Genomic DNA, 16,544 nt, shown 5'->3' with positions numbered 1-16,544 from the left:
TGCTTGGTGACCCACGTCCTCCAGAACGTCGTCTTCCCCCTCGAACGCGACCCCGACCTTCTGCCTCTCTACGCCGACCCCGAAATCTGGTCTGTGATCGACGAGCAGCCCGTGCGGGTATCGAGCCGGGCCCACCTGGGCAACATCCTCGACCGTCGGCGTGCCCGCATCGTCGCCGGGCGCCGCGTGTCGCTGGGAACCTACTTCAACGCCTTCCCCGCCTCCTACTGGCAGCACTGGACGGTGGTTCGCAACATCCGCCTCACTGTTCGGACCAGCGGTCCTGCGACGGTTCTGGTCTATCGGTCCAACGGAAATGGAGTCCGACAGCGACTCGACACTCGCGAAGTCACGGGCGACTCGGAAGCGCACTTCGATCTGACGCTTGATCGCTACAGCGACGGCGGCTGGATCTGGTTCGACATCGTGGCCGACGAGAGCGCAGCAGTGTTCGAGGGCGCAGAGTGGACCACCGAGCAGGAACCCGTCCGCACGGGTAAGGCCAGCCTCGGCATCACGACCTTCAACAAGCCCGACTACTGCGTGCAGACGCTCGCGAGCCTGGCTGACAGCCCTGATGTTCTCGAGCTCGTCGACCGGATCTTCGTCATCGACCAGGGCACCGACCTCGTCGCCGACCGACCGGAGCACCCCGAGCTCAGCGAACGGCTCGGGGAGACCCTACAGATCATCCGTCAGCCGAACCTCGGTGGATCGGGTGGATTCTCTCGGGCGATGATGGAGACTTTCGACCGCCCAGAGAGCGACTTCGTGCAGCTCCTCGACGACGACGTTCTCATCGAACCCGAATCTCTTCGTCGGTCGATCGTGTTCGGCCAGTACGCCACCCGCCCGACGATCGTCGGTGCGCACATGTTCGACCTGTTGGATCGCCCGAAGCTGCACGCCTGGGCGGAGGTCGTCGATGAGGTCCCGTTCATGTGGCGAACCCTCTACCAGGAGGAGTTCCCCCACGATTTCAGCGCGAGCAACCTGCGCCAGACGAAGATCCTGCACCAGAGATTGGATTCGGACTACAACGGTTGGTGGATGTGCCTGATCCCGATGGAGACAGTCCGCGAGGTTGGCCTCGCCCTGCCGGCGTTCATCAAGTGGGATGACGCCGAGTACTGCCTCCGCGCTGGCGAGGCAGGGTTCCCCACGGTTTCAGTACCCGGCATCGCCCTGTGGCATGTGTCGTGGGTCGGTAAAGACGACACCATCGATTGGCAGGCCTATTTCCACGCCCGCAACCGCATCGTCGCAGGACTCCTTCACTCCCGTGCTCCGGAGGGAGGCACGCTCCTTCGGCACAGCCGAAGGATGGATCTCAAGCACCTGATGATGATGCAGTACTACCCGGTCGCGCTTCGCCACCAGGCACTGCGCGACATTCTGAGCGGGCCTGCGCACATGTGGCAGAACCTCGCCACTGCCATGCCTGCCGCGCGAGAACTCGCGGCCGAGTTCCCCGAGACGGTCGTGCACCGCGACGACAGCACGAAGCTCCGCGCCCGCAAGGGTCGCGTCGTCTTCAAGCAGTCCCGACGGCACGAGTTCGATAGCCCGACCGGTGTGCGTCTGCGATGGTTCACGCTCAAGACCCTCGTCTCTCACTGGATTCACCGGCCCGATGCAGCAAACCTCGCACAGCCCGAAGTGGAGTTCGGCAAGCTCGACGCGCACTGGTGGCGCGTTCCCGTCTATGACAGCGCCCTCGTGAGTTCCGCCGATGGCCGCGGCAAGAACATCTACACCCGCGACCGCGACCAGTATCGACGCAAGCTCCGCGAGTCTCTGCGGCTGCACCGCCAACTCCGACGACGGTGGCCGAAACTGGCTGAGCAGTACCGCAGAGAGCTGACTCGGCTCACATCGCCCGAGGCGTGGCGCGCCGCATTCGAGGAGGAGCGATGACGCCGACGCCCGCGGCATTCGATCCGCTTACCGCCACCATCGTCGCTGTGACGTTCAACCGTTCCGGATTGCTCGCTCGGCTGCTGACCAGCATCAGCGAGATGGATCCGAAGCCCGGTCGCGTCGTGGTCATCGACAACGCATCGTCCGACGACACCACCGAGGTCGTGGAATCCTTCCGCGACCGTCTTGGCACCGAACTGGTCTATCGCCGACTCGAAACCAATACCGGGGGGTCCGGAGGATTCAGCGCTGGGATGCAGACGGCTTATGAACTGGGGTCCGAGTGGATCTGGCTCATGGATGACGACGTCGAAGTCATCCCCGACGGACTGGCGAAGATGGGCCGGTGGTCGGAGCGTTTCCGCTCGATCCAGGGTCGCCGCTACGACTTCGACGGCAGCGAGTTCTATTGGCAGTACCGCATCGCCGAGCGAATGGGGATCCCGATCCCATTTGCGCCCGCTGAATTCGACGGCTCGGGGTACAAGGAGATGAACTCCGGGTGCTTCGAAGGAATGTTCATCCACCGCGACATCGTCCGTCAGATCGGGTTGCCAGACCCGAGGTTCTTCATCTATTGGGACGATCAGGTATATGGCTGGCTGGCATCTCGGGTCACGACATCGGTCATCGTGAACGAGTTCGTGCTGCGTCGCACCCGCGAGATCAAGCAGTGGGATATGGGCGTGCGCCACATGAACGCCTCGAGCGACTCCTACCGGTACTACATCATGCGCAACCGCGCCCTTATCAAGCAGTACTACCGAGCGAACGACTTCTACCGCCCGCTTCCGTTCGCTGTCGGCACGGCACTGACATTCGCGAAGGAGCTGATCCGACTGGTCGTCGTCGAACGCACGGTTCGCGGCACCAGCCACCTGTTCCGTGGACTGCGCGACGGCCGGGAGATTAGTCGAGACCGGGGGTGGATGCCGATGCCCGCGCTGGAACGGCAGACGACGACACCCTGAGTCCGCTCAGGCGAGCGTGTTGTTCCACATCGTCAGGGCCGAGCCGATGGCCATGTGCATGTCGAGGTACTGGTATGTCCCGAGGCGTCCGCCGAAGTGGACCCCCGCCTCGCCCTTCTGCAGTTCCCGATAGGACAACAGTCCCGACCGATCCTCGGGGGTGTTGACCGGGTAGTAGGGCTCGTCGTCTCGGGTGGCGAACCGCGAGTACTCCCGCATGATGACGGTTCGGTCGGTGGGGTGGCGATCGGCGCGCTCGGGGTGGAAGTGCTTGAACTCGTGGATGCGCGTGTACGGGACGTCCGCGTCGGCGTAGTTCATGACCGGGGTGCCCTGGAAATCGGCTACGCCGAGGACCTCTTCCTCGAAGTCGAGGGTTCGCCACGACAGCTCACCAGCCGCGAAGTCGAAGTACCGGTCGATGGGGCCGGTGTACACGATGGGGACCTGCCCGACGGTGGCCGACTTGTTCAGAGGCTGTGTCTCATCGAAGAAGTCGGTGTCGAGTTTCACCTCGATGTTCGGGTGGTCGGCCATCCGCTCGAGCCAGGAGGTGTAGCCGTCCACCGGGAGACCCTCCCAGGTGTCGTTGAAGTAGCGGTTGTCGTACGTGTAGCGCACCGGCAGGCGGCTGATGACCTCGGCGGGCAGCTCGGTCGGATCGGTTTGCCACTGCTTTGCGGTGTAGTCGCGGATGAATGCCTCGTACAGCGGCCTCCCGATCAGGCCGATGGCGCGCTCTTCGAGGTTACGGGCCGCCTTCGGGTCGAACTCCCCCGCCTGTTCGGTGATCAGCGCCCGCGCTTCGGCTGGAGAGTAGGCGGCTCCGAAGAACTGGTTGATCGTGCCCAGGTTGATCGGCAGGGGATAGACGACTCCGCCGTGGTTCGTGTACACACGGTGCACGTAGGGCGTGAATGCCGTGAATCGGTTGACGTACTCCCACACTGTCGCGTTCGAGGTGTGGAAAAGGTGGGCGCCGTACCGGTGGACTTCGATCCCGGTGGATGCTTCGGCCTCGCTGTAAGCGTTGCCGCCGATATGCGGTCGGCGGTCGATCACCGTCACGCGACGGCCGGCGCTCGCGGCGCGCTCAGCGATCGTGAGACCGAAGAAGCCCGAGCCGACAACGAGAAGGTCCATGGTGGATCAGACTTTCGATCGGGGAGCCGCGCATCGGCGGCTCGGTGCGCGGTCAACCCCGGCAGTCTACCGGCGCCGTGCTCCTGGGCTCCTCAGCGGCTGCGCAGGGAGTGAACTGACGCATCTACTACCATGATGCGTTGACCGAACGAAGGGGCGATCAGGCACATGATCGAGAGCTGGTCGGCTGCGATCGCGCCGTTCACGGTGGCGGTACTCGCGCTGATCCTCCCCGGGGCGGTCATTGTCGCCGCCGGCTGGGGAATCCGAAACGCCAAGACGCTACTGCTCGTACCAGCGACCTCGGCGGCCGTCATCGCCGCGGCTGCCGTACTCGCTCCTCTGGTGGGCATGCGATGGTCGTTTCTCCCCGTTCTCGCGCTCACGATCCTCATTGGCGCTGTCGCGTTCGGTCTGCGTCGACTTGCCCGAGGGCTCGCAAGCCCCGCCGACACGCCACACCTCGTGTGGTGGACTGTCGGCGCACTGGCAACGGCGTTCGTCGTCATCTCTGCACAGCTGGTGTGGGCGTTCGCGGACCCCGACAACATCGCTCAGCGATTCGACAACATCGTTCATCTCAACAGCGTTCGGTACGCCGTCGAAACCGCCAACGCGTCGGCGTTCAACATCGGCGCCACGTCCGACATCGCGTTCTATCCGAATGCCTGGCACGCCCTCGCGTCCCTGGTGTCCGTGACCACCAGCGCGACGGTGCCCGTCGCGGTGAACGTCGCAAACATCGCCGTATCGGCGCTTCTTTGGCCCGCATCCGTGACCGGGCTCGCCCTCACCCTTGCCGGGGAACGCGCGGCGGTGGCCGTCTCTGCAGCGGTCTTGTCCACGGGGTTCGGCGCCTTCCCGGCGCTGTTCTTCAACTGGGGTGTGCTCTACCCCAATGCAACCGGGTACGCGGTCGCTCCCGCGGTCATCGCCGTCGCAATACGGCTCGGCCGAAGTCCCCGCCCGCTGCTCCTGCGCGACGTGGCATTGCTCCTGCTCCTTGCCGGCGGCGCGTTCCTCGCCCATCCGAACGCGCTGCTGGTCGCATACGCGCTGTCCACTCCCCTGGTGCTGATCCAGCTGCTGCAGCACGCCCTGCACGTGCGCACGCTTCGCGCATCCGTGCGCTCTGGTGTCGGCGCCGCCGCATTGCTCGCATTCGGGCTGATCCTGTGGATCGCCGGCCGGACGTCCGCGGAGCATTCCGGCTGGGACCGATGGCAATCCGCCGCCCAGGCGTTCGGCGAGGGACTTCTCGCGGCGCCGAGAGGTTTCGCGCCGGCCTTCGTCGCCGCGGTTCTTCTGGGTGCCGCGGTGGTCGCGATCGTTCGGCGCCCGTCATTGTTCGTCGTCGCCGTACCGTTCGCTGTCACCGTGTTCCTCTTCGTCATTGCATCGGGCACGCCCCGCGAGTTCTTCCTCCGGGAAGCTCTGACCAATCCCTGGTACAACGACGCCAATCGCCTGGCCGCCATGCTCCCCATGGGAATGATCCCGCTCGCGGCACTCGGGGGCGCATATCTTGCCGATCGCCTCGGCGACCTGATGCGTTCGTGGTCCTGGAGCCGGAGCGCGCGAGGCGCAGCGATCGTCGCGGTCCTCGTCGTCTTCACCCTGTCGGTGGCTGCTGCCGGCAATGTACGCGGTGCGCTTTCGCAGGTCAGGGAGGCCTACTCCTCGACTCCGGATTCTCTCCTGCTGAGCCCGGACGAGCGCGCACTGCTCGAGCGCCTCGGCGACGAGGTCCCCGAGGATGCCTTGATCGCGGGCAGCCCTCGCACGGGTGCCTCCCTCGCTCTGGCCATCGCGGGGCGGGACGTTACAGAGATGCACGTGTTCGGCACGCGGAGCGACGACGAGTTGTACCTCGACGCCCACCTTCGCGACATCGACGAAGACCCGCGCGTGTGTGGCAGCATCCGCGCGCTGGGGGTCGACTATGTCCTCGATTTCGGCGATCGCGACATTCTCGACAGCGCCGAAGGCGCGCAGGCGTACGCCGGGATCCAGAATCTGGCTCCCGGCGAGCACCTCGAACTGGTCGACTCGCAGGGCGACGCGCGACTGTTCCAGGTCGTGGGTTGTTGAGCATGACACGACGCGATATCGCCATAGTCTTCGACTGTCTCTACCCCCTCACCAAGGGCGGCGGCGAGCGCCAATACGACGCGTTCGCCCGCGACCTCATCACGCGCGGCGAGCACGTCGAGTACCTCACCGCGCGCCAATGGGAGGGTCCGGCACCAGAGGCTCCGTACCGCATCGAGGCGATCACCGGTCGGCTTCGTCTTTACGACGACGCGGGCGTGCGACGCAGCGGCGCGGCACTGCGATTTGCCACAGGCGTGTTCGGGGCGCTCCGGCGCCGACGGCGCAGCACGCGCGCGGTCATCGTCAGCGGCCTGCCCGTGCTCAACGTCTTCGCGGCGCGGCTTGCCCTCATCGGCTCACGAACACCTCTGATCGTGGACTATCTCGAAGTATGGGGGCGGGCGCAGTGGATCGCCTACTCCGGCGTGGTCATGGGCACGATCGCTTGGCTGCTGCAGCGCGTCGCCATCGCGATGACACCAATTGCGACCTGTCACTCGCAACTGAGCGCAAATCGCCTCCGTGGCGAAGACTTCCGCGGCACACTGCTTGTCAGCCCCGGCCTCATCGACGGCACCACAGCGAGTAGTCCGCCCAGGCATGCGACACAGCCCCCGTTCGTGCTCTACGCGGGCCGTCACATCGCCGACAAACGCGTCGAGTCTCTCCCCGCGGCGGTTGCGGCAGCCCGAACGGCGGTTCCCGACCTCGAACTCGTGATCCTCGGCGAGGGAGCCACGACGGAACAGGTCCGCGCAGAGGTAGGCCGCGTCGGTGGCAGCGCATGGACGCGGATGCCCGGCTTTATCGAGCAGGAAGAACTCACCGATCTCATGGCAACAGCCGCGTGTTTGACAAACCCGTCCCGCCGCGAAGGCTACGGCCTGGTCGTCGTCGAGGCGGCAGCCCACGGTACGCCCGTCGTGCTTGTCGCCGACGAGGGAAACGCAGCGACAGAACTCGTGGATGACGGCGTCAACGGCTACGTCGCCGCATCCGACGCTGCCGACGATCTGGCAGCAGCGATCGTCGCGTGCGTACGCGACGGCGATCGGCTGCGAGACTCGACCTACCAGTGGTACCAGGATGCGGTACAGACCCGCACGATCTCCCGGACGATGGATGCCATCGTGGCGGCGATCGACGGACACCCCGCCCCCAGCCACCCGAACGAAGGACACCTCCCGTGACCGCGACGAACGACGCAGCCGAACTCGAGCTGACGATCCTCATGCCGTGCCTCAACGAGGCCGAGACGCTCGAGGTCTGCATACGCAAGGCGCAGGGCTTTCTCGAGGGGTCGGGCATCGCCGGCGAGGTGCTCATCTCTGACAACGGCAGCACAGACGGCTCCCAAGAGATTGCGCGGCGCCTGGGCGCGCGCGTGTCCCACGCCCCTCGGCGGGGATACGGTGCGGCGCTCATCAACGGCATCGAGAACGCCCGCGGTCGATACATCATCATGGGCGACGCTGACGACAGCTACGATTTCGAGAACCTGCAGCCGTTCGTCGATCGGCTCCGGGACGGCGCCGACCTCGTGATGGGCAACCGATTCCGTGGCGGAATAGCTCCCGGGGCGATGCCCCCGTTGCACAAATACCTGGGCAATCCGGTGCTCTCGGGAATCGGCCAGCTCTTCTTCCGCCCGAACATCGGCGACTTCCACTGCGGGCTGCGCGGGTTCAACCGTGACAGCATCCGGGATCTCGATCTTCAGACGACCGGGATGGAATTCGCCTCCGAGATGGTCGTCAAGTCGACCCTCGCGCGCCCCAAGTACCGCATCGAAGAAGTGCCCACAACGTTGAAGAAGGACGGCCGCTCTCGCCCGCCCCACCTGCGGAGTTGGCACGACGGATGGCGACACCTGCGGTTCCTGCTGATCTTCGCGCCGCGGTGGCTGTTCGTCTACCCCGGGCTGGTGGCGTTCTTCCTCGGAGCGATCGCCGTGGGCGTGCTCTCATTCGGCGGTGTCCGCATTGGCGGCATCGGGTTCGATGTCACGACGATGGTCTACGCCAGCGCCCTGTGCGTCATCGGATACCAGTCGCTCCTGTTCTTCTGGCTCACCAAGCTCTACGCGACCCAGGAGGCCTTCCTCCCGACGAGTGCGCAGTTTCGGGGAGTGGTCGCCCGATGGACGGCGGAGCGGGGGCTGCTTGTCGGTGTGGCGCTCTTCGTGCTGGGCGTGGGGATAGGTATCGCGCAGGTCATCCGTTGGGGCAGCCTCGACTTCGGGCCGCAGGACGCTGCTGAGGTCGTGCGGATCGCCATCCCCAGCGCCCTGGGCATGATCCTCGGTTTCCAGACGATCATGATGAGCTTCTTCTCGGGCGTCCTGACGACTCCACGACGCGAGCAACGTCCGGATGCCGTGATCGAGAGCTGAACGGCGTGCGAATCCTCGTCGATCTGCTCGGCTTCACCGGCCTGAGGGGAGGGACCGAAACCTACGCGCGCGAACTGCTGCCTCGACTTCCGAGGCTTCTGCCGGGGATCGAGTTCGCCGCGCTCACCGGTCGCGCGGGAACCGAACACGTGCGCGAATTCTTCCCTGGACGTGTTCATACGCTCGGGTGGGTCGGCGCTGGCCCGGCGAGCTGGGCAGCAGGCGCGATCGTCGCTACCGATACCTTTGCAAGGCGCAACGGCGCTGACCTGGTCTGGGCGCCGGCGAACTTCGGGCCGATCGTCCACGGTGTCCCGCGGGTTGTCACCGTGCACGATGCGATCTATGACGAAGTGCCCGGCAGTCGCCGGGAACGCGCGCAGCGCGCGGCGACGTCATGGCTGATGACCCGCTCAGCGCGCACCGCTGACCTCGTTCTCACGGTCTCTCATGCGGCTGCGGCCAGCATCCACAACCTATTGGGCGTCCCCGACGATCGCATTCGCATCGCCCATAACGGCAGCGAGGCACCCCGCCCCGTCGCTGACCCCTGGGCAGCGATCGCCGATCTGCGTATTCCTCGGGACCGGTCGGTCCTCTTGAGCACAGGCAGTCGCCTTCCACATAAGAATTTGGAAGGTCTCCTGGACGCCCTGAGTCGTATCCACCCCAAGGATCGGCCAGTTTCAGTCATCGCAGGAAGCAAGCTCCCTGACCCCTTGGCTCCGGAGGTGACTCGGCGAGGACTTGACGATGACGTGATCCTTCCCGGCTGGGTGACACGCGACCAGCTCGAAGCCCTTTACCAGGTGGCGGCCGTGTACGTCTGCCCGTCGAGAGCAGAAGGATTCGGGTTACCTGTGCTGGACGCGTTGCGTCGAGGCGTCCCCGTCATCGCGAGCGACATTCCCGTGCTTCGAGAGGTAGGCGGCGGCGTCGCGAGCTACGTACCAGTCGGCGAGCCCCGCTCGCTTGCCGATGCGATCCAGCGCACTCTCGGCACTCCATGGGATACGGACAATCGCGAGGCAGCGCTCACGTGGGCCGCAAGATTCACCTGGGAGAGCGCCGCTCAGGCCACTGCGCAGGCCTTGGCTGATGCACTCGACCGGTCCCGGCGCGGATCGAGACGATGAGCAGCCTCAGCATGCGCAGGCGCCTCTTCGGATTTATGCTCCCGCCGGCGCTGTCAGCGATATCACCGCTGGTGGTGCTGCCTCTCGTCTCGAGAACGGCTGGCCCTGGCGGATGGGCCAGCGCCATCGCCGGCGAGGCTGTCGGGACATTCATCGCCATCGTCGTCGGCTACGGATGGGCAGCGATCGGACCGGCACTCGTATCGGTTGCGCTCGACGACGCTCATCGGGCTCGTTTGTACCGCGAATCGATCGCCGTCCGCCTCCTCATCGCAACGGTAGCGATTCCCGCGCTCGCGATCATCTGCTGGTTTATCGCTTCACCTGGCGCGGAATGGCTCACCGTCCTGATGGGCACCCAAGGCGCTGTGATCGCGTTGTCGTTCACCTGGTACTGCGCGGGCGTCGGTGACCCACGCACCATCATCTTCTACGACGCACTCCCGCGCCTCATCGTGACCATCGCCGCTTCCGTAGTCATCGCCGCGACGGGATTCGTCGAGGTCTACCCCATCGCCGGGATCCTCGTAACCCTTGTGGGAACGGCGGTGTTCACGTGGCGACTACTGCGAAAGGAGCCGGGATCCTGGCCCTCGCTCCGCGAGATTCCGAGTCTCTTGCGGAGCGGCTTCCCGGTGGCCCTGAACGACGCGACGCAGAGCGCGTACTCGAGCGTTCCCGCCCCCCTCGTGAATGTCACTGCTGCACCCGAGGCGGCCGCGGGGTTCGCGTCCGCCGACAAGATGTTCAAGCTCGGCAGCATCCTCCCCTTCACCCTCGCCAGTGCGCTCCAGAGTTGGGTGGGTGAAGTCAGTGGGCGCGAGCGCGCTCGTCGCGTCCGCATTGCCCTCGCCGCACACGGAGGGTTCGGACTCGTGGGTGGCGTCGCGCTCGCTGTTCTCGGACACTGGGCCAGCCTCATCCTCTTCGGGGAGGCGGCAGCAGCCGGCTACGCGATCCTCGCGACCATGGGGCTGGTGTTCGCCTTCCTCTCGCTGCGCACGTCGATGATGCGCCACGTACTTTTTCCCGCGGGCCAAACGCGGGTGGTCGTTCGCGCCTCACTCATCGCGAGCGCAGTCGGCATACCTGTGATGATCGCACTGGCCATCACGATCGGCCCCATCGGCGCGGCGATCGGCTACGCCGTCACCGAAGGATTGTCCACCCTGCTGCTCTGGGCTCCGTGCGCAGCGGCCGTCAGGGCATGGCATGAGACCCCGCCTGTAGGAAAGTGAGATCGCACAGATGACGAAGCCAAGCGATGGCTCTTCGCCCGCACCCCGCCCCGCTATCGGTGCGGTCGTTCTCACATGGCGCGACCGCGCGCAGACGCGTGAATGTGTTGACCGGCTGCTCCGCAGCCCTCACGTCGCCCGAATCGTGGTCGTCGACAACGAAGCGGACGGGCGCATCGCTTCCTTTTTCAGCGCCGATCCGCGGCTGTCCTTCCATGAGCTGGCGTCGAACACGGGATTCGCGGTGGGCGTGAACACCGGTATGCGAGATCTCCTCGAAGACTCTGCGATCGAGAGACTGCTGGTGATCAACAATGACGCAACCCTCGACCCCGATGACCTCGCGAAGTTGAGCGATGCACTCGATCGAGACTCATCGCTCGGAATCGTCGGGCCGCGTATCGTCACTCCCGAAGGCAGATTCTTCTCGGCAGGCGGAGTGCTCAACCGTTGGACCTGGAGTATCCGACAGCCGCGGTCGGGAGAGCGGCCGGATTTCCTGACATGGGCGTGCGTGCTCCTCAGAAGAGAGACGATCTCGAGAGCCGGAATGCTCGACGAGCGCTTTTTCATGTATTGGGAGGACGTTGAGTACGGGTTTCGACTGGCCGACGCCGAGGTCGGGTTCGCCGAAGTTGCGGAGGCACGCTTGGTTCACGCCGTGTCGTCGTCTCACGCGCGTGCAGGCTCGCGGGTTCTGGCCTACGCGAGCCAGGCGTTCCGGCACTTTCTCACCCTCCGTGGTGGTCGGACCACGGCGTTCGGCCTTGCTCGCCTCGCCACCAAGGCCGCCGTCACAGCACTATCGGGTGACGTGCGAGGCGCGAGGTACGTGCTCGCGGGATGGCGCTTGGGTAGACACGCACCGGACCCGGCGTACCTTGCGTTCGAGCAACTCCCGTGACGGACACACAGCACGGACCCCCAGGCAGAATGGAGATCGTGAATCTTGGGCTCATCGTCACCACGCTCGGGCGTATCGACGCCCTCCGCGCCCTGCTCGCTTCTCTCGATGGGCAGTTGACACCGAACGACCAGGTCGTTTTCGTCGCGCAGGGTAACCACGAAGCAGTGGCGATACTGGCAGACGAATACGCCAGGCGCGGCCTACCTGTCACTGTTACGACGTCCGAACGCGGGGCGTCGCGCGGACGTAACGCCGGCGTCGCGGCGCTTCCGCCGGGCGAGTTCGTGGTGACATTTCCCAACGACAACACGAGCTATCCACGCGGGACGATTACGTCGCTCCGCGGAGTGGTCTCCGCCCCGGGCTTCCTGGTGGGCGGGTTCACGTCATGGGACGAGCGAGGGCCCAAGACGACTCTTCCCGACCCGGGCACCCGACTCGACATCTTCAACGTGTGGAGCGTCATCGAGATGGGCATCCTCATGAAGAGGTCACTCTTCGATGAGGTCGGCGGCTTCGACGAGAGCATCGGACCGGGCGCCGACACCCCGTGGCAGGTCGCGGAAGGTACCGACCTGCTGCTGCGGGTGATGCAGACCCGCCCTGCCGTCGTCGACTCCTTCGTTTGGGTCGACCGCGCCGTCCACGTGGACGGCATCTCGACAGCCTTCGGCCTCACCGACACCGAACGTCGCCGAAAGCTGCGGGCATACGGCAGAGGAACAGGTCGGGCGGTGAGCGTGCATGGGTACCCGCTCTGGTGGCGCGCCGCCTTCGTCGGAGCCGGACTGCTCTACGGCATCCGCAATCCGAGGCCGGTGCGAGTCAGCGACGGGTGGCCCATGTTCGCCGGACGCCTCGAAGGCGCGCTGGGCCGCACGTTTGGGCAGCGGAGGATGGTCTCGACCACCCGCTGACGCGCAGGGCACCGATGCTAGGCTGTGGCGGTGTCATCGAGAGTTCTGATCACCGGTGGCGCAGGCTTCATCGGATCCCATCTCAGCGAGCGTCTGCTCGACGAGGGACACGAGGTCATCTGCGTCGACAACTTCTTCACGGGCAGTCGCCGCAACGTCGAACACCTCTTCCCCAATCCTCGGTTCGAGGTCATTCGTCATGACGTGACCTTCCCGCTGTACCTCGAAGTCGACCAGATCTACAACCTGGCTTGCCCCGCCTCGCCCGTGCACTATCAGCACGATCCCGTGCAGACGACCAAGACCAGCGTGATGGGCGCCATCAACATGCTGGGGCTGGCCAAGCGGCTACGCGTACCGATCCTCCAGGCCTCGACCTCGGAGGTCTACGGGGACCCGGCCGTGCATCCGCAGGTCGAGGAGTACTGGGGCAACGTCAATCCCATTGGCCCGCGTTCCTGCTACGACGAGGGTAAGCGAGCGGCCGAGACGCTGTTCTTCGACTACCGCCGTCAGCACGACCTCGACATCAAGGTCATTCGCATCTTCAACACCTACGGGCCTCGCATGCACCCCAACGACGGCCGTGTGGTCTCGAACTTCATCGTGCAGGCGTTGCGTGGCGAGCCCATCACGATTTACGGCGACGGCTCGCAGACGCGGTCGTTCTGCTTCGTGGACGACCTCGTCGACGGCATGGTGCGCCTCATGAACACGGGACACGACGTGACGGGCCCGATCAACGTCGGCAACCCGGGCGAGTTCACCATGCTCGAGCTCGCGCAGACCGTACTCGAGATCACCGGCAGTTCTTCCGGCATCGAACACCGCCCGCTGCCCCAGGACGACCCGAAGCAGCGGCAGCCCGACATCACCCTTGCTCGCCGCGAGCTCGGCTGGGAACCCACCGTGGAATTGCGTCGCGGCCTCACCCAGACAGTCGACTACTTTCGCGGTGTCGTCGCCTGACGCGTTGTTTCACGCCCGCGTCTAGCTACGTGTGAGCTCACCGAGGGTCCCGGGTACGCACCAACCTCCATGAGATCAGCAGACCCGTAAGCATCTTGAGACCTACGCGAGTGGCTCTCGAATTCGACACATTGCCGCCCTTCGATTCACCCTCTCGCGCGTGAAAAGTGATGGGCGCCTCTACCAGCTTGAAGCCATTCTTGAGTGTGACATCGAGAAAGTGAGCGTTGAACTCAAGATTGACGCTCGGGTCGTAGTCTGCGAGATGGTCTCTAAGGAAGGCGGAGCGGCAGAGCTTGTAGGTCGTGCCGAGGTCAGTGACTGTGCCTCTGCCAAGGTGCTTGAACTCAAGAAACTTTCCACCGATGAAGTTGCCCCAGAACATGAATGTGGTGAGTTGCGTGACCTTCTCGCGCAGTTGTTCCACGATACGCGTACCGTTTACGACATCACCGTGCGGAATATATGCAAGGAGCTTCTCCAGATCGGAGGCTCGAAAGGTCATGTCGCCTTCGCACAGTGCGACGAGCTCCGTGTCGGTGTAGCTCGCCCCTTCGCTCAGCGCTCGGTATACGCAACGACCATATCCTGGCTTTTCCTCAACGACGACGGTCGCACCCGCATTCGCTGCAGCACGGGCCGTGCCGTCGGCGCTGTTGTTGTCGACGACCACCACCCGCTTCGTGAGAGGGTTCGCGAGGAAGTCCGAAACGGCGTTAGCGATACTCGCCTCATCGTTGTATGCCGTGAGCACTACCGTGACCGCAGAGCGATCTACAGTGTCGCGCGATAGCTCATGCCCCTGGCGGCGCCGACGATAGAAGAGAAGAAAATCCGCGAGGATGAGAACGGTACCGAGAGTGAGGGGCGCGCCGGACATCCACACAACGTCACGGAAGAAACCGTCGGCAACCGGAAAAGCGAGCCTGATTGGCACGTTGATCAACGAAGCTACCGTGAAGACGAACAGTCCCACAGCCGCAAGTACCGCACCCCAGAGGGCAAGAGGAGCTACACGCGTTCCCGCCGAAACGACTCGCGAGTTGGGCGCGATAGACACGGACTAGCCTCTGTCCCTAGAGACGGCGCCTCCCGGGTGGAACGCCGCTCTGCACGGAGTGCCCTGGCCTCGCCGAACCATCCGATGCCAGCTCGAACCACGGTGAGCAAGAGTATTAGGCGTCGCGCGAATCACGGACCAAGTCTAGGTGCGACATCTCGGTCCCCGAACCATTCGCTCCAGAAGACCGAGACGTCCGAGCGGCGAAGGAGAGGAACGAGAACAAGCCTCGATGTCCGGCGACCCGAGCAGCATAAAACACGCAGCCGCCGACGACGTCCGCTGGGGCCACGTCGGGGACAATAGGACGATGGCGCGCGTAGTGAGATCCAGCCCGACGCTTCTCCGATGGAGGATAAGCCGCGCATGGGCTCTTATTGCCGCGCCGCTGCTGGTTGGGGCGGCACTCGTCACGGGTGCCAGTGCGTCTAGTGGCGCAGAGGCGAACGGCAGCGTCCGCATGTCAAGCGATATTGGTCCGACGTCAGCGATTGCGAAGACGGCCGATCTCAGCCAGTTCAAACCGGGAAACATCATCAGCGACGCGGTCTTCTTCAACGCGGGCACGATGTCCGAGGCGCAGATTCAGTCGTTCCTCGAGAGCAAGGTGGCTACATGTAGATCGGGCTACACGTGCTTGAAGGACTACTATGTGCAAACCCGTTCGATCGCTTCAGATGCAATGTGCGGCGCCTACGCCGGAGGTGAAGTCGAACGCGCTTCTCGGGTGATCTATAAGGTCGCGCAAGCCTGCGGGATCAATCCGCAGGTGATCCTGGTGATGCTCCAGAAGGAGCAGGGACTGGTTACTTCGACTGCGCCAAGTTCGTGGGCTTACCAGGCCGCTATGGGCCAAGGATGCCCAGATACCGCGGCATGCGACGTCCGCTACTACGGCCTCTTCAACCAAGTGCACGGTGGCGCGTGGCAGCTCAAGCGCTACGCCAACCCGCCGGGTACAAGTAACTTCTTCACGTGGTATTCGCCTGGACGCACCTGGAACGTGCTCTACCACCCGAATGCCTCATGTGGCCGAGGCCCAGTCTTCATCGAGAACCAGGCGACGGCCAATCTTTACTACTACACGCCTTACCAGCCGAATCAAGCTGCTCTCTCGGCCGGGTACGGCCTCGGTGACGCCTGCTCGAGCTATGGCAATCGGAACTTCTTCAACTACTTCACGGACTGGTTCGGCTCGACTCAAGGTTTTGGTGTACCAGCAGAGTTTGCGGACGTATATGCCGCCAACCGAGCCTGGCTGGGTCACCCGCGTTCCGCAGTCAGCTGCTCCTCGGAAGGCTGTGTGCAGTCCTTCGAGGGAGGGATGATCGCACGGGGACCGTCAGGCGTCTTTGCTGTGACAAATGCGTATACGACCACATGGGGAAACTATGGGCGAGAGTTCGGCCCCCTGGGGTTCCCGGCATCTGCCCGGTCGTGCGCGGACATGCAGGACGCGTGTCGCCAGGAGTTCGCAGGGGGCTGGCTCGTCTCTAACGATCGGATCGGTGTGCGCCTGGTCGCCACGGATGTCCGAACAGTCTGGGGCTACTGGGGCAGGGAGTACGGTCCGCTCGGCCTGCCTCTCACCGATGCGCAGTGCAGCTCCTCCAGGTTCTGCATACAGGTCTTCGAAGGGGGGTGGGTCGTGTCGCACGACGATATCGGGATTCGTGTCGTGCCAAATTCGAGCGTGACGACATGGTCCAACTGGGGACGCGAGCTCAACATTCTCGGAATGCCGACCTCTGACCCCACACCCACGAATTGGGACAACTACACGCAACAATTCCAAGG

The 16,544-nt window shown here is 64.4% G+C and carries 12 protein-coding genes and 1 pseudogene; 11 read left to right on the top strand and 2 right to left on the bottom strand.

Features of this window, described 5'->3' with window-relative positions:
• Nucleotides 1–6 precede the first annotated feature (6 nt).
• Together B4F19_RS04490 and B4F19_RS04485 are read left to right on the top strand one after the other, a co-directional pair.
• Nucleotides 7–1,917: a glycosyltransferase gene (locus B4F19_RS04490; RefSeq protein ID WP_292733026.1), complete on the top strand. Its 1,911-nt coding sequence runs from the start codon at nucleotides 7–9 to the stop codon at nucleotides 1,915–1,917.
• Entirely contained in the window at nucleotides 1,914–2,891 is a 978-nt protein-coding gene (locus B4F19_RS04485; protein ID WP_292733025.1) for a glycosyltransferase, read from the top strand. The genes B4F19_RS04490 and B4F19_RS04485 overlap by 4 nt, the downstream gene beginning before the upstream one ends.
• 6 nt (nucleotides 2,892–2,897) lie before the next feature.
• Here B4F19_RS04485 and glf read toward each other — a convergent pair whose 3' ends face one another.
• Nucleotides 2,898–4,034 carry a UDP-galactopyranose mutase gene (glf, locus tag B4F19_RS04480; protein WP_292733023.1) on the bottom strand — a complete coding sequence of 379 codons (1,137 nt, stop codon included), beginning with the start codon at nucleotides 4,032–4,034 and terminating at the stop codon, nucleotides 2,898–2,900.
• Between the two features lie 168 nt (nucleotides 4,035–4,202).
• Here glf and B4F19_RS04475 point away from each other — a divergent pair, with 168 nt between their 5' ends.
• From B4F19_RS04475 to B4F19_RS04440, 8 genes are read left to right on the top strand one after another with little or no spacing between them, the layout of a single operon-like run.
• Nucleotides 4,203–6,125: a DUF6541 family protein gene (locus B4F19_RS04475; protein WP_292733021.1), complete on the top strand. Its 1,923-nt coding sequence runs from the start codon at nucleotides 4,203–4,205 to the stop codon at nucleotides 6,123–6,125.
• A gap of 2 nt (nucleotides 6,126–6,127) precedes the next feature.
• Nucleotides 6,128–7,318, top strand: coding sequence for a glycosyltransferase family 4 protein (locus B4F19_RS04470; RefSeq protein WP_292733019.1), 1,191 nt, complete (start codon nucleotides 6,128–6,130; stop codon nucleotides 7,316–7,318).
• The gene (locus B4F19_RS04465; protein ID WP_292733018.1) at nucleotides 7,315–8,520 is read left to right on the top strand and encodes a glycosyltransferase family 2 protein; all 1,206 of its coding nucleotides are present in this window, start codon (nucleotides 7,315–7,317) and stop codon (nucleotides 8,518–8,520) included. Before B4F19_RS04470 ends, B4F19_RS04465 begins: the two co-directional genes overlap by 4 nt.
• Before the next feature lie 5 nt (nucleotides 8,521–8,525).
• Nucleotides 8,526–9,656 (top strand): glycosyltransferase family 4 protein, encoded by a 1,131-nt coding sequence (locus B4F19_RS04460; protein WP_292733016.1) that lies wholly within the window; start codon nucleotides 8,526–8,528, stop codon nucleotides 9,654–9,656.
• A gap of 11 nt (nucleotides 9,657–9,667) precedes the next feature.
• The gene (locus B4F19_RS04455; RefSeq protein WP_292733014.1) at nucleotides 9,668–10,894 is read left to right on the top strand and encodes a lipopolysaccharide biosynthesis protein; all 1,227 of its coding nucleotides are present in this window, start codon (nucleotides 9,668–9,670) and stop codon (nucleotides 10,892–10,894) included.
• A gap of 10 nt (nucleotides 10,895–10,904) precedes the next feature.
• Nucleotides 10,905–11,798 (top strand): glycosyltransferase, encoded by an 894-nt coding sequence (locus B4F19_RS04450; RefSeq protein WP_292733012.1) that lies wholly within the window; start codon nucleotides 10,905–10,907, stop codon nucleotides 11,796–11,798.
• Nucleotides 11,799–11,836: 38 nt separating this feature from the next.
• Complete coding sequence (locus B4F19_RS04445) at nucleotides 11,837–12,718, top strand: glycosyltransferase family 2 protein (protein ID WP_292733010.1); 882 nt, start codon at nucleotides 11,837–11,839, stop codon at nucleotides 12,716–12,718.
• Between the two features lie 30 nt (nucleotides 12,719–12,748).
• Nucleotides 12,749–13,687, top strand: a complete 939-nt coding sequence (locus B4F19_RS04440; protein WP_292733008.1) for a UDP-glucuronic acid decarboxylase family protein — start codon at nucleotides 12,749–12,751, stop codon at nucleotides 13,685–13,687.
• 37 nt (nucleotides 13,688–13,724) lie between these two features.
• Here B4F19_RS04440 and B4F19_RS04435 read toward each other — a convergent pair whose 3' ends face one another.
• Nucleotides 13,725–14,663, bottom strand: a complete 939-nt coding sequence (locus B4F19_RS04435) for a glycosyltransferase (protein WP_292733006.1) — start codon at nucleotides 14,661–14,663, stop codon at nucleotides 13,725–13,727.
• Nucleotides 14,664–15,057: 394 nt separating this feature from the next.
• Between B4F19_RS04435 and B4F19_RS04430 the strand changes: the two are divergent.
• A pseudogene (locus B4F19_RS04430) lies at nucleotides 15,058–16,544 on the top strand (LGFP repeat-containing protein); the annotation flags it as partial.

Origin of the sequence: Microbacterium sp. UBA1097, assembly GCF_002313585.1 — a bacterium.
In the GTDB taxonomy this organism is placed as follows: Bacteria; Actinomycetota; Actinomycetes; order Actinomycetales; family Microbacteriaceae; genus Microbacterium.
The sequence above is the reverse complement of the archived record's forward strand: the minus strand, read 5'-3'. Positions and strand labels throughout refer to the sequence as shown.

Bases quoted from the DNA above. Each gene is read 5' to 3' on its own strand.
- B4F19_RS04470 (WP_292733019.1), top strand. From the start codon at position 6,128: ATGACACGACGCGATATCGCCATAGTCTTCGACTGTCTCTACCCCCTC.
- glf (WP_292733023.1), bottom strand. From the start codon at position 4,034: ATGGACCTTCTCGTTGTCGGCTCGGGCTTCTTCGGTCTCACGATCGCT.
- B4F19_RS04455 (WP_292733014.1), top strand. From the start codon at position 9,668: ATGCGCAGGCGCCTCTTCGGATTTATGCTCCCGCCGGCGCTGTCAGCG.
- B4F19_RS04450 (WP_292733012.1), top strand. From the start codon at position 10,905: ATGACGAAGCCAAGCGATGGCTCTTCGCCCGCACCCCGCCCCGCTATC.
- B4F19_RS04485 (WP_292733025.1), top strand. From the start codon at position 1,914: ATGACGCCGACGCCCGCGGCATTCGATCCGCTTACCGCCACCATCGTC.
- B4F19_RS04475 (WP_292733021.1), top strand. From the start codon at position 4,203: ATGATCGAGAGCTGGTCGGCTGCGATCGCGCCGTTCACGGTGGCGGTA.